This is a genomic window from Kitasatospora sp. MAP5-34, assembly GCF_029894335.1.
Lineage (GTDB): Bacteria > Actinomycetota > Actinomycetes > Streptomycetales > Streptomycetaceae > Kitasatospora.
The window spans coordinates 30,600-47,804 of the sequence record NZ_JARXZC010000005.1 but is presented as its reverse complement, the minus strand read 5'-3'; the positions used below and the strand labels follow the sequence as shown (position 1 = coordinate 47,804).

Below are 17,205 nucleotides of genomic sequence, written 5' to 3'. Positions count from 1 at the left end.
GAGGAGTGGGGGCAGTGCCAGGTGGTGCCGTGCGGTGCGCGGGCACGCCGGTCGGGCGCACTCGGGGCCGTACCGCCGAGCGGAACCCGCCCCGAGCCGAAGGGCGCGCCGATTCCGAGAGCGACGACCGATAAGCGAGCGGAGCAAGTGCCGGAGGGAGGAGCGTCGGGATCGGATCAGAGCGCCCGGAGGCGAGCGGGCGAGTCACAGCGCGGCGGTACGGCGGCGGGCGGGCCCGGGAAGCGCGGGTCAGGCCTCCGGGAAGTGGCAGGCGGCCTGCCGGCCACCGCCCGCCGTGGTGATCTGCAGCAGCGGTGGTTCGGTGCGGCAGATGTCCTGTGCCTTGGCGCACCTGGGATGGAAGGTGCAGCCGCCGGGCGGGTTGGCCGGGCTCGGCGGGTCGCCGAGCAGGACGATCCGCTCCCGCACGCGTTCGGCGGCCGGGTCCGGCAGCGGGACGGCGGAGAGCAGGGCCTTGGTGTACGGGTGCGCGGGATTGCCGTACACCTCGTGCTTGTCGCCGATCTCGACGATCCGGCCGAGATACATCACGGCGACGCGGTGGCTGATGTGCTTCACCACGGCCAGGTCGTGGGCGATGAAGACGTACGCGACGCCGAGTTCGCGTTGCAGCCGCTCCATCAGGCCGACGATCTGGGCCTGGATGGAGACGTCGAGGGCGGAGACCGGTTCGTCGGCGACGACCAGTTCGGGCCGGGTGGCCAACGCGCGGGCGATGCCGATGCGTTGGGCCTGGCCGCCGGAGAACTGGTGCGGGTAGCGCTCCAGGTGCTCGGGGGCGAGACCGACCAGCCCGACCAGGTCGCGCACCTCGCGGCGGATCGCGGCGGGGGCGGCGCCCTGGGCGCGCAGCGGCGCGGCGATGATCTGCTGGACGGTCTGCCGGGGGTTCAGCGAGGCGAACGGGTCCTGGAAGATCATCTGCAACTTGCTGCGCAGCGGGCGCAGTTCGCGCTGGCCGGTCCGGGTGATGTCCTTGCCCCGGAAGTCGACCCGCCCGGCGGTCGGGTCGAGCAGCCGGACCAGCATCCGCCCGGTGGTGGACTTCCCGCAGCCGGACTCGCCGACCAACCCGAGCGTCTCCCCCGGCCGGACGTCGAAGCTGACGCCGTCCACCGCCTTGATCCCGGCCTTGCGGCGCAGCGTCCCGCGCGGACCGGGGAAGGTCATCCCGAGATCCCTGACGGTCAGCAGGGCCGTCCCAGCAATCCCAGCAGTCCCGCCGTCAGCCACTGTCATACGGTCAACTCCGTTCATGACGCCACCTCCTGTCATACCGTCACCCCGTCCAGCAGGCAGGCGCTCTGGTGTCCGGCCGCGACCTGCCGCAGCAGCGGGCGTTCGCCGGTGCAGAGCGGGGAGGGCGTGGCCGCGTAGACCGGGCAGCGCGGGTGGAAGGCGCAGCCGGCCGGCGGGTTCAGCAGGGAGGGCGGGCTGCCGGGGATCGAGCGCAGGGCCTCGCCGTCCTCGGCGTCGAGCCTGGGCAGCGAGTCCAGCAGGCCGCGGGTGTAGGGGTGCCGTGGGGCGGTGAACAGCGTGTCGGCGGGGGCCTGTTCGGCGGCCGAGCCGCCGTACATCACCAGCACGTCGTCGGCGACCCGGGCGATCACCCCCAGGTCGTGGGTGATCATGATGATGCCGAGCCCCCGGTCCTGCTGGATCTTCATCAGCAGTTCCAGCACCTGCGCCTGCACGGTGACGTCCAGCGCGGTGGTCGGCTCGTCCGCGATGATCAGGTCCGGCTCGCAGGAGAGCGCGAGCGCGATCATGGCACGCTGGCGCATGCCGCCGGAGAACTGGTGCGGATGCTCCCGCGCCCGGCGGGCGGGCTCCGGGATGCCGACGTCGCCGAGTACCTCCACCGCGCGAGCGAGAGCGGCCTTGCGGGTGCCGCCGTGGTGCTCCCGGTACGCCTCGGCGATCTGGTCGCCGATGGTGAAGTACGGGTGCAGCGAGGTCAGCGCGTCCTGGAAGATCATGGCCATCCGGCGGCCGCGCAGCTTGCGTACGGTCTCCTCGGGCGCCCCGAGCAGTTCCGTCCCCTCGAAGCGGACCGAACCGGTCACCTCCGCGCCCCGGTGCAGGCCCATCACGGCCAGCGAGGTGACGGACTTGCCCGACCCGGACTCCCCGACGATCCCCAGCGTCCGGCCGCGTTCGACGGTGAAACCGATGCCCTTGACGGCCCGGACGAAACCCTCCGGGGTATTGAACTCGACTGCGAGGTCGTTGACTTCGAGCAGCGTCATGACAGCCTCGCCCTGGGGTCGATCCAGGCGTAGACGAGGTCCACGACCAGGTTGGAACTGACGATGAAGAAGGAGGCCAGCAGCGTGATGCCCATGACCACCGGCTGGTCGGACTTGCTGAGCGAGTCGGCGAACAGCTTGCCCACGCCCGGGAGTCCGAACAGCGACTCGGTGATCATCGCGCCGGCCAGCAGGCTGCCCAGGTCCATCCCGAGCATGGTCACGACCGGGGTGAGCGCCGGGCGCAGCCCGTGCTTGGCGACCACCCGCCGCTCGGGCAGGCCCTTGGCGCGGGCGGTCCGGACGTACGGTTCGGCGAGCGTCTCGATCACCGAACTGCGGGTCATCCGGGCGTAGATGGCGGCGGAGGCGAGCGCCAGCGTGATCCACGGGAGGATCAGGTTGCGCAGCCAGCCGACCGGGTCCTCGGAGAAGGCGATGTAGCGCGGGTACGGGATCAGGCCGAGCACGGTGACGACCACGTACAACAGGATCATCGCGGTGAAGTAGACCGGCAGCGCGGCGGCGCCGATCGTACCGACCATGACCGTCCGGTCGATCCAGGAGTTCTTCTTCAGCGCGGACAGCACACCGGCGCTGAGCCCGAAGAACACCCAGAGCAGGGCGGCGCCGACGGCCAGCGAGGCGCTGGTCGGGAACCGGTCCATCATCAGGTCCCAGACCGGGCGGCCGCTCTGGAAGGAGTACCCGAAGCACGGGAAGTTGCACTGCACGGCGTACTGGCCGGAGCCCATCGTGCGGCCGGCGAAGATGGCGAGCACGTAGTGGCCGAACTGCACGATCAGCGGCGCGTCCAGACCCATCTGCTTGCGGACCAGGGCGATCTGGTCCGGCGCGCAGTCCTTGCCGCAGAACTGGGTGGCCGGGTCGCTGGGCAGCAGGTAGAAGATGCAGAAGGTGACGGCGCAGATCACCAGCAGGGTCGCCGCGATGCCGAGCAGGCGGCGGATCAGAAAGCCCGTCATGCGCGGCTGCCCTTCGGGTCCAGGGCGTCTCGCAGCGCGTCGCCGAGCAGGGTGAAGCCCAGCACCACGAGGAAGAGGCAGGCGCTGGGGAGGACGAAGAACATCGGGTCGACCTTGTAGTAGAGCGCCGAGTCGGCGATCATCTGGCCCCAACTGGGTGTCGGCGGGCGGACCCCGACGCCCAGGTAGGTCAGGCCGGCTTCGGTGCCGATCAGGCCGGGGATGGCCAGCGTGACGTAGACGATGATCGTGCCGGTCAGGTTGGGCAGGATCTCGGTGAGCAGGATCCGCACGCTGGGGGTGCCGCTGACCCGGGCCGCCTCGACGTACTCACGGTGCTTGAGCGACATCGTCTGACCCCGGATCACCCGGGCGATGTAGGGCCAGCTGAACAGGCTCATCACGACGATCAGCAGCAGGACCCGGTTGACGTCCTTGACCACCGAGAGCAGCGCCATCATGAAGATCAGGCTGGGGAAGGACATCATGACGTCCATGAACCGGCTGATCACAGCGTCGACCCGGCCACCGAAGTACCCGGCCGTGATGCCCAGCACCACGCCGATCACGGTGATCATCAGGGCCGCGCTGAACGCGACCAGCAGGCTGATCTGGGCGCCGTAGAGCAGCCGGGCGAAGACGTCCCGGCCGAGCATCGGCTCGACGCCGAGCCAGTGGTTCGGGCTGACCCCGCCGAGCGTGCCGCGTGGCAGGCCGCCGAGGTACGGGTCGATGGCCTTCTTGTCGGTGTCGGTCGGGCCGTGGCCGCTGACGGCCGTGATGAGGGGCGCGAGCGCGGCGGTCAGCACGAAGAAGGCGATGATGCCGAGGCCGACCAGGGCGATCCGCCGACGGCGCAGCCGGTCCCAGGTCAGCCGCCAGGGGGAGGCGGGGGCCTGCGGGTCAGGGGCGGGAGCGGCGTCGCCAGGATCGCTGGCCGCCGCCCCCGCTCCCCCGGGCAGGCCCGTGGAGAGCGGGGCGGTCATAGTGTGAACTCCCGCTCTACTTGACGGACTTGAGGCCGATGACGGCGTAGTCGAGCTGACCGGACCAGACCGAGTTGGCGAACGCCCCGGCGATGTTGGAGCCGACCAGCAGCGGCTTCTTCTGCCAGCTCAGCGGCACGGCCGGCGACTCGTCCATGATCTTGCCGTCCAGCGCGAGGTAGGCGTCGTTGGCGGCCTTGACGTCCGTCAGCCCCGCGATCCGGTCGAACTCCGCGTTGACGGCAGGGTCGTTGAAGCGGGTCTTGTCACCCTGGTTCCCGGTGTCGGTGACCGTCCGGCCGTCGTAGATCATGGGCAGGAAGGTGGCGGCCGACGGGTAGTCGGGGCACCAGCCCGCGATGCCCAGGCCGGTCTGCTTGTTCTTGTCGCCCTGCACGGAGTTGACCGCGCTGGCGTCGATCGGGTCGATCACGACGTTGACGTTGACCCGCTTCAGCCCCGCCTGGATCGCCTCCGCCTGCTGCCTGTTGGCGCTGGCCACGGTGATCTCGGTGGAGAAGCCGTTCGGGTAACCTGCCTCGGCCATCAGCTGCTTGGCCTTGTCCGTATCACCGGCGGCCGGGATCTTGAAGTGGTCGACCGGGGTGCCGTCGGTCAGCGCCGGGGGCAGGTTGTCGGTGGCGATGTCACTGAGCGCCGGACCACCGACGGCGGACTGGAACTGCTCCTTGTCCACTGCGTACTGCATCGCCAGACGCAGCTTGGGGTTGTCGAACGGCGCCTTGCTGGTGTTCATCTCCAGGAATGCGGTGCAGCCCTCACTCTGGCTCACCAGGCGCGCCTTGACCGATGGATTGGTGATCACGTCGGAGACCTTGGCCGGCAGCAACTCGGTGTAGGCGATGGCACTCTGGTCAGCGGTCTGGTCGGCCACCAGGCGGTCGGCGATGCCCGCCCGGTCGAGGGTCTGGTCCACCACGATCTTGTCCGGGTACGCCTTGCGGACGGTGTCCGTGCTCGGGTCCCAGTTGGTGTTGCGGACCAGCACCAGGCGCTTGCCCCGGTCGTACGACTCGATCTTGTACGGGCCGGAGGAGAACGGATGGTTGCTGTAGTTGGCGCCGGTCTCCTTCGCGATCGGGACGGGCGCGAAGGTCGGCAGGGTGACGGTGTAGCCGAACTCGGCCACCGGGCGCTTGAGATGGAAGATGATCGTCTTGGCGTCCGGGACCTCGATGGCCTCCTTGCCCAGCCGCTCGCCCTTCAGCGGGCCGGCGTAGCCCTTCGGGGCGTTGAGGTACTGCTTGGCGTAGTCCGGGCCACCCGGCAGCTCGGGCGAGAAGGAGCGCTCGACGTTGTACTTGATGTCGTCGGCGACGATCGGCGAGCCGTCCTCGTACTTGAGGCCGTCCTTCAGGTGGAAGGTCCAGGTCTTCGCGTTGTCGCTCGGGGTGCCGAGGTCGGTGGCCAGGTCCGGCACGATCTGCAGGCCCTCGGCGCCAGGGGCGGCCTTGAAGGTGGTCAGCGTGCGGTAGAGGGTCCGCAGGCCGAAGTCCATCTCCGGCTCGACCCAGTTGCGGGTCGGGTCCAGCTGCGAGAAGTCCTGGTTGGAAAGGATGTTGAGGGTGCCGCCCTTGACCGGCGTACCGCCGATGATCCCGTTGCCCTCGGTGGTGATGCCCTTGCCGTCGCCGGCACCGGGGTCGCTGCTCGTGTTGCTGGAACACGCCCCGAGGCCGAGGGTGAGTGCTGCCGCGATCGCCGCCGCGAGGGCGGTGTGGGTACGCCTGGTCATGTGCAACTCCGCAGTGGGGGGCCATAGTTATGGCCTTGTTTCGGACCCCGGGGCTGATCCGGGGTCCACCTCGGGAGCGGCGACATGGGGTCTGGCCGCTGCTGGGGTGTGACCCGTAACATAGTAATGTGAAATTGCACTGGCAAGAGATGGGGCGGTCCGTTACCGAGCTGTGTCCGGGCACTACGTCAACTCGCTTCCACTGCAAGGAGTATCGGTGCAGCTCAGCCCGGCCGAGCTGGACATTCCGCCCACCCGCCACGACGGCAGAGGAGCCGCAGCAGTGACCACCGCCCCCAAGATCCCCGCCCTCAACATCGGCAGTCACGACCTGCCGGTCTCCCCCGCACTCGACGCCTTCATGGGCACCCGCTGGGCCGCCACCCCGCTCCCGGCGGACGACCGGGTCGCGGGGTACGAGGTGATGCCGGCCCGGCGCGCCAGGCTCGCCGCCGCCTTCCCCGGCGAGCGACTGATAGTCCCCGCAGGGCAGTTGAAGGTGCGCAGCAACGACTGCGACTACCGCTTCCGCCCGCACAGCGCGTACGCCTGGCTCACCGGGCTGACCGGCGAGGAGCAGGTGGGGCACGTCCTGGTGGTCGAGCCCAGCGGCGAGCCCGTCCTCTACCTCCGCCCGCGTTCACCGCGCGGCGGCGGCAGTCCGTACGGCTCCGAGTTCTACCGCGACCGCCGCTACGGCGAGTTCTGGGTCGGCCGCCGGGCCGACCTCGGCGAGGCCGCGCAGCTGACGGGCCTGCGCACCGAGCACCTGGACGACCTGGAGAAGCTCCTGACGGGCCATCAGCCCGCCACCCGCGTCCTGACCGGCGTCGACCCCGTCCTCGACGCCGCCACCGGACGCCCCCGCGCCGAGGACACGGACCGCGACACCCGGCTCGCCGCCGTCCTCGCCGAACTGCGCCTGGTCAAGGACGCCTGGGAGATCGAGCAGTTGCAGCACTCGGTCGACCTCACCGTGGCCGGCTTCGCCGACGTGGTCCGCGCGCTGCCCACCGCTCTGCGCCACGCACGCGGCGAACGCTGGCTGGAGGGCACCTTCAACCAGCGCGCCCGCGCCGAGGGCAACGGCACCGGCTACGAGACCATCGTCGCCTCCGGCGCGCACGCCTGCGTCCTGCACTGGATCCGCAACGACGGCGCGCTCGACCCGTCCAAGCTGCTGCTGCTCGACGCCGGCGTCGAGACCGACACCCTCTACACCGCCGACATCACCCGCACCCTGCCGCTCGGCGGCACCTTCTCCCCCGTCCAGCGCCAGGTGTACGAGCTGGTGCTGGCCGCCCAGGACGCGGGCATCGCCACCCTGCGGCCAGGCGCCAGCTTCCGCGACTTCCACCGCGCCGCGATGCGGGTGATCGCCGGGGGGCTGGCCGACTGGGGCGTGCTCAGGATCTCCGCCGAGGAGGCGCTGCACCAGGACAGCGGCCTGTTCCGCCGCTACACCCTCTGCAGCACCGGCCACATGCTCGGCCTCGACGTCCACGACTGCGCGAAGGCCCGCGCCGAGACCTACCTGGACGGCGTCCTGGAGGAGGGCCAGGTCCTCACCGTCGAACCCGGCCTCTACCTCCAGCCCGACGACGAGACCCTGCCCCTCGAACTGCGCGGCCTCGGCGTCCGCGTCGAGGACGACCTGGTGATCACCGCCGACGGCGCCCGCCTGATGTCCGGCGCCCTGCCGCGCAGCGTCGCCGCGATCGAGGAGTGGATGGGCACCCTGCTCGGCTGAACCGTCCCTGGGGGGTGGGCCCTCAGGGCCCACCCTCAGGCGACCTTGATCGTCCGATCGCCGCGCCGGACCGTCACATCGACCTCGCCGCCGATCGCGGCGGCATACGCCCGCAGATTGTCGAGGCTGTCCACCTGACCGTGCTCGATCTGCGACACCCGCGCCTGGCTGACCCCGAGCAGCTCGGCCACCTCACGCTGCGTCAGTCCGGCTACCCGCCGCAGCTCGGCCAGCTCGTGGCCCCGGATACGGGCCAGGGTCTCCTGGCGAATTCGAGCGCGGTCAGCCTCGGCCTCGGGCGTGGCCAGCGCCGGGAAGCGCCTCATCGCCTCCGCCCGCACCTCGGTCCAGCTCCGTCCCTTCATGCGCCATGCCCCTTCCGCTGCTCCTCGACGTAGTCCGCGAAACGCGCCTCCGCCAGAGGGATGGACTCCTCGTACCACTGCGACCAACGCCCGGACTTGTCACCGGCCACCAGGACGATCGCCTCACGCTCCGCGTCGAAGACGAAAAGCAGCCGCACCTCAGTACCCCCTCCGGAACCTGGTCGCAGTTCCTTCAGGTTGTGCAGTCGGCTTCGGTGGATCCGGTCGACGGTAGGACGGCCCAACGTCGGACCTTCCTCCGCGAGCAGGTCCAACGCTTCAAGAATGCCGTTGGCGGTCTTGGGATCCTCCTCGCAGATCCGCAAGTACCACTCCTCCACCGGCGCCAGCAGTGTGATCTCCCACATGCCCGCCACATTAAGTTGTCCCTTATACCGTAGCGGCTGGTTCCCGCCGTATCCACTCCCACGGGGGACGGAAGCGGCGGCTTCGCGCGCCCTCGGTCAGACCCGGGCCTCCCGCCAGAGGGCGCGGGTGATGTCCGCTGCCGGGCCGGTGCGGGTGAGGGGGTGGGCGGTGCCGGCCCAGAGGTGCATGGCGTCGGTGTCGGCGCGTTTGGCGGCGGCGGCGCGCAGCGGCTGGGTGAGGTGATGGACCTCGGGGTAGGCGGTCGGGGCGTACGGCTGGTAGCGGTCGATGAAGGCGTTGCGCAGGCCACGCGCCGGGCGGCCGGTGAAGACCTTGGTGACCACCGTCTCGGTGAACCGGCCGTCCACCAGGGCGGCCTGGTGGGTGGGCGAGGCGCCGGACTCGTCGGAGCGCAGGTAGGCGGTGCCGAGCTGCACGGCGACGGCCCCCGCGCGCAGCGCGGCGGCGATGGCCGGGCCGTCGCCGAGCCCGCCGGCGGCGATCAGCGGCAGGTCCGTGACGCGGCGGATCTCGGTGAGCAGGCCGAGCAGCGGCGTACTGCCGGGGGTGGCGTCGGCCCGGTGGGTGGCGCGGTGACCGCCCGCCTCCGGCCCCTGGACGCAGAGCGCGTCCATCCCGGCCGCGACCGCCGCCAGCGCCTCGGCGGCGCTGGTCACCGTACCGATCTGGGTGCTGCCCGCAGCGCGCAACGCGGCGGCCTCGGCGGGCGAGGGCAGGCCGAAGGTGTACGAGACCACCGGAACGGGGTCGGCCAGCAGGGCGGCGATCTTGGCGTCCCAGTCGTCGCGGTCCGGCGCGACGCTGACCGGCAGCTCGACGCCCCGGCGCTCCGCCTCCGGGAGCAGCCGGGCCCGGTAGGCGGACACCGCCGCCGGGTCGGCGGGGGCGGCCGGGACGAAGAGGTTCACCCCGAACGGCCGGTCCGTCAGGCTGCGCAGCACGGCGATCTGTTCGGCCGTCGCAGCGGCCGAGCGGTACCCGGCGGCCAGGAACCCGAGCCCGCCCGCGCTGTTCACCGCCGCCGCCAGCTGCGGGGTGGAGGACCCACCCGCCATCGGTGCAGCCACCACCGGCACTGCCAGTTGGGCGAGATCGACGGTCATGCGCACTCCCTTTCCACTCACTTCACCGAACGGCCCGCCCAGCCTAACGGCGGGCCCCCGCGAGACCCGAGCAGAAGCCCGAGACGAGGTCAAAACCGCCGATTCTTCGCGGATTTGGCATAGACACAGCAAAATCTTCGATTCACGACGACCGGACCGTAGACGCCCCCCTCCCGAGCTGATTGGGTAACTCGCGTTTCACTGCACGCAGTTCACCCCCACACCCTCACTCGGGAGGAAATCGTGCGTATACGCCCGCTCAAGGCCGCCGCCCACACCCTCACGGCGCTGGCCCTGGCCGCGTTCGCCACCACCTCGCTCGCCTCCGGCGCGCAGGCCCAGGCCGCACCGGCCGCCGCCCACTACGGTGCCAAGCCGATGGCCCACGCCGGGCAGTTGAAGCCTGCGGCGACCTCCACCAACACCCTCCGGGTGGGCTCCAGCGCCAGCCAGGGCGTGGTCTCCCCCACCCCCAAGGTCTACCTGGTGTTCTGGGGTTCGCAGTGGTCGTCCGATCCCGCCGGGGTGGCCGCCGACATGCAGAGCATGTTCAAGGGCCTCTACGGCACTGCGGACACCTGGGGCACCATCCTCAGCCAGTACTGCGAGGGCGTCGCCAAGGGCACCGTCACCTGCGGCACCAAGGGCATCCACGTCAAGCACCCGACCAGCACCCCCCTGGCCGGTGTCTGGTTCGACAACTCCACCGCCGCCCCGACCAACGCGGCCGCCGCCGACATCGCGACCGAGGCCACCAACGCCGCCGGGCACTTCGGCAACACCACCCAGACGTCGAACCTGAACTCCCAGTACGTGGTCGTCTCGCCCACCGGCACCCACCCGGACGGCTTCCCCAACTCGGGCTTCTGCGCCTGGCACGACTTCACCGCGTCCGCCTCCTACGGCAAGCTCGCCTACACCAACCTGCCGTACATCCCGGACAGCGGCGCCGGCGCCTGCACCACCTTCACCGACGGACGGATGCTCTCCGGCATCGAGTCCACCGAGACCCACGAGTACGCCGAGACCGTCACCGACACCTGGCCCAGCATCGGCTGGAACGGCGGCGGCGGCGAGATCGGCGACGCCTGCGTCCAGCTCGACGCCTACGTCAAGCTGACCACCGGCACCTTCGACCTGCAGGGCCTGTGGTCCAACGCCGCCAACAAGTGCGTCACCCACGGCTGATCAACGCCTGAACTGATCAACGTCCAAGCTGATCAACGCCTGAGCCGTACGGCGGGCCCGGTCCGGCAGCAGCCGACCGGGCCCGACCGGCATCCCCCTGGAACAACTGCACACTCACGCCGGTCTGATCATCCCGCTGGTCAGCCCGGAGGCGATCGCGGCGGTACGGCTGTCGACGCCGAGCTTGTCGTAGATGTGGACCAGGTGGGTCTTGACGGTGGCCTCGCTGATGAAGAGCCGCTTGGAGATCTGACGGTTCGCCAGGCCCTCCGCCAGCAACTGGAGGATCTCCGTCTCGCGCGGGGAGAGCGTCGGGCGGCCGGCCCGGACCCGCCCGAGCAGGCGGGCCGCGACGGGCGGCGCGAGTACGGTCTCACCGCGCGAGGCGGCCCGGACGGCGACGGCGACCTCCTCCGGCGGGGCGTCCTTGAGCAGGTACCCGGTCGCGCCGGCCTCCACGGCCGCGAGGATGTCCGCGTCGGTGGAGTAGGTGGTGAGGATCAGCACGGCGGGCGGGTCGGGCAGGGCGGTGATCCGCCGGGTGGCCTCGACACCGTGCATGCCGGTGCCCATCTGAAGGTCCATCAGCACCACGTCGGGCTTCACCGGCAGTTCGGCCAGCACCCGCAGCGCCTCGGCGCCGTCCGCCGCCTCGCCGACGGCCTCCAGCTCGGGCAGGTCGTCCACCATCGCGCGCAGCCCGCGCCGGACCACCGGGTGGTCGTCCACCAGCAGCACCCGGATCACCGCGCCACCGCCCCGGCTCCAGCTCCAGCTCCAGCTCCCACTGTGACCCCGACCCCGGCCCCGGTCGGCACCCGCAGCGGCAGCGAGACCGCCACCGCCGTGCCCTCACCGGGCGCCGACTCGACGGTGAGGCTGCCCCCGAGCGCGGCGATCCGCTCGCGCATCCCGTGCAGTCCGAAGGTCGGGCGATCACTGTCGGAGGGGGCGGACAGCGGGTCGAAACCAACGCCGTCGTCGAACACGTCCAAGGTCACCTCGTCGTCGAGATAGGTCAGGCTGACCGCGATCCGCCGGGCCCGCGCGTGCCGGACGGCGTTCGCCAACGCCTCCTGGGTCAGCCGCAGCAGCGCCACCTCCGCCTCGACCGGCAGCGGGTAGGGCTCGCCGTCGAGCAGGAAGACGGCGTCGGCGGCCGCCGCCAGGCGGCGCAGCGCCTCGGTGAGCGTGGTGTCGTCCAGCGCCGGCGGGGTGAGCGCCTGGACGAACCGGCGGGCCTCGGCCAGGTTGGCCGAGGCGGTCTGCCCGACCTCGCGGATCCGCTCGCTCGCGGCCGCCGGATCGGCCGGCAGCGCGGATTCGGCCGAGCGGGCGAGCAGCACGATGCTGGACAGCCCCTGCGCCAGGGTGTCGTGGATCTCCCGGGCCAGCCGCTGCCGCTCGGCGAGCACCCCGGCCTCGCGCTGGCTGGCGGCGAGCGCGTCCCGCGTACGGACCAGGTCGTCGATCAGCCGCTGCCGCTCCCGGCTCTCCCGGTACAGCGCGGCGTACCCGTACGCGGTGAGCAGCGCGACGGCCGCGCCCACGACCGGGCCGAGCACCTTGGGGGTGGTCAGCCCGCCGTCGGTGCCCGCCTGGGCGGCGACCACCACGGCGGTGAGCCCGACGACGGCCGGGACGGCCCAGCGCACGGGCATCAGGTGCAGGCAGACGAAGTACAGCGGGAAGGCCAGGTAGCAGTACTCGGGGTGGGACAGCGTCAGCCCGATCCAGAGCAGCACCACGGCGGCCAGCCAGACCCCGGCCCGGAGCCGGGTGCTCCGGACCCGCTCCACCACCCCGCCCGCCGCGTACACACCGGCCAGCACACCGGCCGTGACCAGCCCGGCCGCGCCGAGCGTGCCGTCGGCCAGCCCGCGCGCCACCAGGACGGCCAGCAGCGCGAAGAACAGCCCGTGCAGGGCGAGGTTCATCAGCCGCAGGGCGGGCGTGTTCGCGGCGTGCGCGGGTGGCTCGGGTTCGGTACTGGTCACGCCTACCGAGGGTACGGGCCCGGGGCGGCACGTCCGTCCGGTGCGGCATCAACCGTTCGATGGATTCTCGGGTCCATCGCCCGCACGGGTCACTTCCCGTTCCTCCTCCTGATGGAACGGGCGGTCCGCGCCGACAGAGTGAGGGAGTACCCAATAGCTCGCATCTCGCATCCCGCATCCCGCAACCTGCACCAGGAAGGCCGCCGTGTTCGTCGCACTGCGTGACATCCGCTTCGCCAAGGGGCGCTTCGCCCTGATGGGCGCGGTCGTCACCTTGATAACCACCCTGGTCGTGTTCCTGTACGGCCTGACGGGCGGCCTCGCCTCGGCCGCCTCGTCCACCGTCGCCGGTCTGCCGGCCGACCGGATCGTCTTCGGGGCCCCGGCGGGCGCCGCGCCGACGGTCTCGTTCAGCAGCAGCTCCGTCTCGCCCGCCCAGACCGCCGCCTTCGCCGCCGCGCCCGGCGTCCGGTCCGCGCAGCCGCTGGGGATCTCGATGACCCGGCTCACCGCCGACGACGCCGCCGCCTCGGTGAGCGTGGTCGGCTCGCCCGCCGGGCTGCTGCCACCACTGGGCTCCGGCAGCGCGCCGACGGACGGCCAGGTCGTCGTGGGCAGTGCCACCGCCGCGACCTACCACCTGTCGGCGGGCGACCGGGTGAAGGTCGGCCCGAGCACGCTCACCGTCTCCGGCATCACCGCCGAGCGCTCCCTCTCGCACGCCCCCACGGTGTGGACCACCATCCCCACCTGGGAGCAGCTGAGCGGCCAGAACCAGCCGACCGCGCTGGCCCTCACCACCGGCTCCGGCGCAGACCTCGGCGCGCTGGACAGCGCCCAGGGCACGGAGACGGTCACGCTCGACGACGCGCTCGCCGGGATCAACGGCTACTCGGCCGAGCAGGGCAGTCTGCAGATGATCCAGGGCTTCCTGTTCGCGGTGAGCGCGCTGGTGGTCGGGGCGTTCTTCACGGTCTGGACGGTGCAGCGCAGGCCCGACATCGCCGTGCTCAAGGCGGTCGGCGCGAGCAGCTCGTACCTGGTCCGGGACGCGCTCGCGCAGGCGGCCGCCGTGCTGCTCGGCGGAGCGGTGCTGGGCGGTGTGATCGGCGCGGTCGGCGGGCTGATCGCCTCCTCCTCGGTGCCCTTCGACGTGAGCGTGCTCAGCGTGGCCGTCCCGGTGACGGCCATGGTGCTGCTCGGCCTCGTCGGGGCGGCGCTGGCCGTCCGCCGTATCACCTCTGTCGACCCGCTGGCCGCCCTGGGAGGCAACCGATGACCACCGCCCTGAAGACCCTGCAGACCCGGACCGGACTCACCCTGCGGGACGTCACCCTCACCTACCCGGACGGCGAGCACCGGCTCACCGCCCTCGACCGGGTGACGCTGGAGGTCGCGCCGGGCGAGTTCACCGCCGTCGCCGGGCCGTCCGGCTCCGGCAAGTCCAGCCTGCTGGCGGTGGCCGCGACGCTGCTGCGGCCGGACAGCGGTGAGGTGCTGATAGACGGTCAGGACGCGGGCACCCTCGGCGACGCGGCCCGGGCGGCACTGCGGCGCGACCGGCTCGGCATCGTCTTCCAGCAGTCCAACCTGCTGGCCTCGCTCACGGCGGTCGAACAGCTGCTGGTCCTGGAGTCCGTCCGGGGCGGCAAGGTACGGGCGGCCCGGGAGCGCGCCGAGCAGCTGCTCGACTCGGTCGGCCTGGACGGCTCCAAGCAGCGCCGCCGCCCGCACCAGCTCTCCGGCGGCGAACGCCAGCGGGTGAACATCGCCCGGGCACTCTTCGGGAACCCGTCGGTGCTGCTGGTGGACGAGCCGACCTCGGCCCTCGACCACGAACGCGGCACCCAGATCGTCGACCTGCTGGCCGGCATCACCCGCACCCACCGGACCGCGACCGTCATGGTCACCCACGACCGCGACCTCCTCACCCGGGTCGACCGGGTGCTGGAGATGCACGACGGGCGGCTGGCCTGACTCGGCCTTACTTCTCGGAGCCGAGGACGGTATCCACGTCGAGAGCCACCGACGCGCCGATCGACTCGGGCAGGGTGAACGACTGACCGGGGTGGTGGATCGCGTGAACGCGGTACTCGCCGTCGCTCGGCTCCGTGAGCACCATGATCTTGCGGTTCCGCCGGTCCACGATCACGTAGACCGGCACACCGGCGCTCGCATAGACGGCGGGCTTCCGCTTCACGTCGTCGCTGTGGTTGGAGGAGGTGACCTCCAGGACCAGCCGGAAGGCCGAAGGGGCGTAGCAGTTGAACTCGACATGGTGATCCTTGTAATCCCCGTCAACCAGGACCAGGTCAGGGATCGCGTAGTCCGACGGTCCGGTCGGCAACCAGAGGCCGATCGCCTGGAGGACCCTCGACGTCTTGCCATGGAGGCCGGCCGCGAGAAGCGCGACCATGACATCCGTCAGCGACTCGCTGTGCGGGCCGTTGGCAGGTGGCGTCACTGTGATCTGACTCCCAATGATCTCGACCCGGTGACCAACCAGCTGACTGGAGATGATGTCAGCGGCTTCGAGCAGCGTCGGCTGCTCGTGAGGCTGCTCCACTACTGCGGCGGACATGGAATTCCTCCTGGCTGCCTGTGTCGAGGCCGTCATGGTAGAACGAGCGCCCCCGGTGTGGTCCAGCTACCACGATTCACCCGAACGGGAACCCGGTCAGCGCGCCCCGAGGCGCAGGGCCGAGGGCTCCGCGGCCGCGCTGTCCGCGCCGGCGGCCCAGAGGGAGCGGACGTGGCCGAGGTGTTCGGCCATGCACTGCTCGGCGGCCTCCGCGTCACCGGAGATCATCAGGTCGAGGAGCTGCAGGTGCTCCTCCGCGGAGGAGGCCAGCTCGCCGCGCTGGTCGAGGCGGTTCAGGCCGTAGAGGCGGGAACGCTTGCGCAGGTCGCCGACGGTCTCGACCAGGCGGGAGTTCCCGGCCAGGCTGAGCAGGTCGAGGTGGAACTTGCGGTCCGCCTCCAGGTAGCCGATCAGGTCGTGCTTGCGGGCCGCCGCGACGATGGCCTCCGCCTGCGGGCGGAGCGCCTCCAGCCGCTCCGGGACGGCCATCCGGGTGACCCGGCCGACGGTCGGAACCTCGATCAGGGCGCGGATCTCGGTGTAGTCGTCGAGGTCGCGCTCGGTCAGCTCGGTGACCCGGAAACCCTTGTTGCGGACGGCCTCGACCAGGCCCTCACGGGCCAGGTCGAGCATGGCCTCCCGGACGGGGGTGGCCGAGACGCCGAAGTCGGCGGCCAGCGCCGGGGCGGAGTAGACGACACCCGGCCGCAGCTCACCGGAGATCAGCGCGGCTCGCAACGCGTGGGCGACCTGGTCGCGCAGCCGCTCCTGTACCGAGATGAGGGCGCGGGGCTTGAGGTCGGCCATGGTGTTCCTCCGTGGGTCTACAGGACACCATTGTACAATGTCACGTTACGTTGATTATGAGACATTTCACTGCATTGTGTAAAGCTCGGAATGCCCGGAGGGCCCGGAATGCCCGTACCTCTCGTACTGAGCCGCCGCCACCGCGAGATCCTGCCAGGCCATCCCGACGCTCTTGAAGCACCTCGGCCGGTCCGTCGGCACAACTACCCTGCCGTTGACCAGTTCTGACAGGTTAGCAAGCGGGGTGGATTCGGCAATGCTTTCATCCGCAAGGGCGATCAGCAGATCACCGGCCTCCCGCAGCGCCGCCGACCGCGCCTCGACGTAGAGCGCCGACCGGGCGACCAGCGCGCTGTCCACCTCCCGGGCCGCCGGCTCGTGCGAGCCCACGGCCGCGACCGCCGCGTGCGCGGGCACGGCCCGCCCGTCGAAGAGCGGGGTACGGGCGGTGGTGCAGCACACCACCAGGTCCGCTCCGGCCACGGCCTCGGGCGTACCGGCGACCGCGTCCAGGCCCAGCTTGCGGGCGTACTCGACCAGCGCGGCAGCGGGCTCCGCGCGCCGGGCGACCACCGTGAGCCGGGTCAGCGGGCGGACGGCGAGCAGCGCGTCCAGGTGCCCGTACGCCTGCGGACCCGCACCGAACAGCACCAGGTGCGCGGCCTCGGGCACCGCGAGCCGGCGCAGCGCGACGGCGGTCACCGCCGGGGTGCGCAGCGAGGTCAGCGCGATGCCGTCGAACAGGGCGAGCGGCTGCAGCGTCGGCCCGTCCAGCAGCAGGTAGCTGCCGGTGATCCGGGGCAGTCCGCGCGCCGGGTTGGCCGGGGCGACTCCGGCGATCTTCACGCCCGCGTACGCCGTCGTGGCGGCCGGCATCAGCAGCAGCTCCCCCGCCGGCACGGCCAGGTTCGATCGTGGCGGGCCCGCCTCGGGGTCGAGCCCGTCGAGCAGGACGCGCTCCAGCGCCTCGACCGCCTGGGCGGGGGTGAGGTCGATTGCGGACTGGGCAAGGATCTGGGCAGGCAT

At 71.3% G+C, this 17,205-nt stretch carries 17 protein-coding genes; 4 read left to right on the top strand and 13 right to left on the bottom strand.

The window, feature by feature from the left end:
• Window positions 1–249: 249 nt before the first annotated feature.
• From P3T29_RS06950 to P3T29_RS06930, 5 genes are read right to left on the bottom strand one after another with little or no spacing between them, the layout of a single operon-like run.
• The gene (locus tag P3T29_RS06950; protein ID WP_280715423.1) at window positions 250–1,260 is read right to left on the bottom strand and encodes an oligopeptide/dipeptide ABC transporter ATP-binding protein; all 1,011 of its coding nucleotides are present in this window, start codon (window positions 1,258–1,260) and stop codon (window positions 250–252) included.
• 32 nt (window positions 1,261–1,292) lie between these two features.
• Window positions 1,293–2,270, bottom strand: a complete 978-nt coding sequence (locus P3T29_RS06945) for an ABC transporter ATP-binding protein (protein ID WP_280715422.1) — start codon at window positions 2,268–2,270, stop codon at window positions 1,293–1,295.
• Complete coding sequence (locus P3T29_RS06940) at window positions 2,267–3,256, bottom strand: ABC transporter permease (protein ID WP_280715421.1); 990 nt, start codon at window positions 3,254–3,256, stop codon at window positions 2,267–2,269. Before P3T29_RS06940 ends, P3T29_RS06945 begins: the two co-directional genes overlap by 4 nt.
• Window positions 3,253–4,242: an ABC transporter permease gene (locus P3T29_RS06935; RefSeq protein WP_280715420.1), complete on the bottom strand. Its 990-nt coding sequence runs from the start codon at window positions 4,240–4,242 to the stop codon at window positions 3,253–3,255. The genes P3T29_RS06940 and P3T29_RS06935 overlap by 4 nt, the downstream gene beginning before the upstream one ends.
• Window positions 4,243–4,258: 16 nt before the next feature.
• Window positions 4,259–5,998 (bottom strand): ABC transporter substrate-binding protein, encoded by a 1,740-nt coding sequence (locus P3T29_RS06930; RefSeq protein WP_280715419.1) that lies wholly within the window; start codon window positions 5,996–5,998, stop codon window positions 4,259–4,261.
• Window positions 5,999–6,281: 283 nt separating this feature from the next.
• Here P3T29_RS06930 and P3T29_RS06925 point away from each other — a divergent pair, with 283 nt between their 5' ends.
• Window positions 6,282–7,748: an aminopeptidase P family protein gene (locus P3T29_RS06925; RefSeq protein WP_280715628.1), complete on the top strand. Its 1,467-nt coding sequence runs from the start codon at window positions 6,282–6,284 to the stop codon at window positions 7,746–7,748.
• Between the two features lie 35 nt (window positions 7,749–7,783).
• Here P3T29_RS06925 and P3T29_RS06920 read toward each other — a convergent pair whose 3' ends face one another.
• From P3T29_RS06920 to P3T29_RS06910, 3 genes are all read right to left on the bottom strand, one after another.
• On the bottom strand, window positions 7,784–8,113 hold the full coding sequence (locus tag P3T29_RS06920; RefSeq protein ID WP_280715418.1) for an XRE family transcriptional regulator: 330 nt from the start codon (window positions 8,111–8,113) through the stop codon (window positions 7,784–7,786).
• Window positions 8,110–8,481, bottom strand: coding sequence for a type II toxin-antitoxin system RelE/ParE family toxin (locus tag P3T29_RS06915; protein WP_280715417.1), 372 nt, complete (start codon window positions 8,479–8,481; stop codon window positions 8,110–8,112). The genes P3T29_RS06920 and P3T29_RS06915 overlap by 4 nt, the downstream gene beginning before the upstream one ends.
• A gap of 96 nt (window positions 8,482–8,577) precedes the next feature.
• Complete coding sequence (locus tag P3T29_RS06910; protein WP_280715416.1) at window positions 8,578–9,606, bottom strand: nitronate monooxygenase; 1,029 nt, start codon at window positions 9,604–9,606, stop codon at window positions 8,578–8,580.
• A 243-nt stretch (window positions 9,607–9,849) separates the two neighbouring features.
• Between P3T29_RS06910 and P3T29_RS06905 the strand changes: the two genes are divergently transcribed.
• Window positions 9,850–10,794: a hypothetical protein gene (locus P3T29_RS06905; RefSeq protein ID WP_280715415.1), complete on the top strand. Its 945-nt coding sequence runs from the start codon at window positions 9,850–9,852 to the stop codon at window positions 10,792–10,794.
• Window positions 10,795–10,908: 114 nt separating this feature from the next.
• Here P3T29_RS06905 and P3T29_RS06900 read toward each other — a convergent pair whose 3' ends face one another.
• Together P3T29_RS06900 and P3T29_RS06895 are read right to left on the bottom strand one after the other, a co-directional pair.
• Window positions 10,909–11,541 (bottom strand): response regulator transcription factor, encoded by a 633-nt coding sequence (locus P3T29_RS06900; protein WP_280715414.1) that lies wholly within the window; start codon window positions 11,539–11,541, stop codon window positions 10,909–10,911.
• Window positions 11,538–12,791 (bottom strand): sensor histidine kinase, encoded by a 1,254-nt coding sequence (locus P3T29_RS06895; RefSeq protein ID WP_280715413.1) that lies wholly within the window; start codon window positions 12,789–12,791, stop codon window positions 11,538–11,540. The genes P3T29_RS06900 and P3T29_RS06895 overlap by 4 nt, the downstream gene beginning before the upstream one ends.
• 205 nt (window positions 12,792–12,996) lie before the next feature.
• Here P3T29_RS06895 and P3T29_RS06890 point away from each other — a divergent pair, with 205 nt between their 5' ends.
• Window positions 12,997–14,070, top strand: coding sequence for an ABC transporter permease (locus P3T29_RS06890; protein ID WP_280715412.1), 1,074 nt, complete (start codon window positions 12,997–12,999; stop codon window positions 14,068–14,070).
• Window positions 14,067–14,768, top strand: coding sequence for an ABC transporter ATP-binding protein (locus tag P3T29_RS06885; protein ID WP_280715411.1), 702 nt, complete (start codon window positions 14,067–14,069; stop codon window positions 14,766–14,768). The genes P3T29_RS06890 and P3T29_RS06885 overlap by 4 nt, the downstream gene beginning before the upstream one ends.
• Window positions 14,769–14,775: 7 nt before the next feature.
• On the opposite strand, the gene P3T29_RS06880 is transcribed toward P3T29_RS06885, so the two are convergent.
• The 3 genes from P3T29_RS06880 to P3T29_RS06870 all read right to left on the bottom strand — a co-directional run bounded on the left by P3T29_RS06880 (window position 14,776) and on the right by P3T29_RS06870 (window position 17,205).
• The gene (locus P3T29_RS06880; protein ID WP_280715410.1) at window positions 14,776–15,372 is read right to left on the bottom strand and encodes a Uma2 family endonuclease; all 597 of its coding nucleotides are present in this window, start codon (window positions 15,370–15,372) and stop codon (window positions 14,776–14,778) included.
• A 96-nt stretch (window positions 15,373–15,468) separates the two neighbouring features.
• On the bottom strand, window positions 15,469–16,179 hold the full coding sequence (locus P3T29_RS06875; RefSeq protein ID WP_280715409.1) for a GntR family transcriptional regulator: 711 nt from the start codon (window positions 16,177–16,179) through the stop codon (window positions 15,469–15,471).
• A gap of 66 nt (window positions 16,180–16,245) precedes the next feature.
• Complete coding sequence (locus P3T29_RS06870) at window positions 16,246–17,205, bottom strand: ornithine cyclodeaminase family protein (protein ID WP_280715408.1); 960 nt, start codon at window positions 17,203–17,205, stop codon at window positions 16,246–16,248.

Bases quoted from the DNA above. Each gene is read 5' to 3' on its own strand.
- P3T29_RS06950 (WP_280715423.1), bottom strand. From the start codon at position 1,260: ATGACAGTGGCTGACGGCGGGACTGCTGGGATTGCTGGGACGGCCCTG.
- P3T29_RS06945 (WP_280715422.1), bottom strand. From the start codon at position 2,270: ATGACGCTGCTCGAAGTCAACGACCTCGCAGTCGAGTTCAATACCCCG.
- P3T29_RS06940 (WP_280715421.1), bottom strand. From the start codon at position 3,256: ATGACGGGCTTTCTGATCCGCCGCCTGCTCGGCATCGCGGCGACCCTG.
- P3T29_RS06935 (WP_280715420.1), bottom strand. From the start codon at position 4,242: ATGACCGCCCCGCTCTCCACGGGCCTGCCCGGGGGAGCGGGGGCGGCG.
- P3T29_RS06930 (WP_280715419.1), bottom strand. From the start codon at position 5,998: ATGACCAGGCGTACCCACACCGCCCTCGCGGCGGCGATCGCGGCAGCA.
- P3T29_RS06920 (WP_280715418.1), bottom strand. From the start codon at position 8,113: ATGAAGGGACGGAGCTGGACCGAGGTGCGGGCGGAGGCGATGAGGCGC.
- P3T29_RS06915 (WP_280715417.1), bottom strand. From the start codon at position 8,481: ATGTGGGAGATCACACTGCTGGCGCCGGTGGAGGAGTGGTACTTGCGG.
- P3T29_RS06910 (WP_280715416.1), bottom strand. From the start codon at position 9,606: ATGACCGTCGATCTCGCCCAACTGGCAGTGCCGGTGGTGGCTGCACCG.
- P3T29_RS06885 (WP_280715411.1), top strand. From the start codon at position 14,067: ATGACCACCGCCCTGAAGACCCTGCAGACCCGGACCGGACTCACCCTG.
- P3T29_RS06880 (WP_280715410.1), bottom strand. From the start codon at position 15,372: ATGTCCGCCGCAGTAGTGGAGCAGCCTCACGAGCAGCCGACGCTGCTC.
- P3T29_RS06875 (WP_280715409.1), bottom strand. From the start codon at position 16,179: ATGGCCGACCTCAAGCCCCGCGCCCTCATCTCGGTACAGGAGCGGCTG.
- P3T29_RS06870 (WP_280715408.1), bottom strand. From the start codon at position 17,205: ATGCCTGCCCAGATCCTTGCCCAGTCCGCAATCGACCTCACCCCCGCC.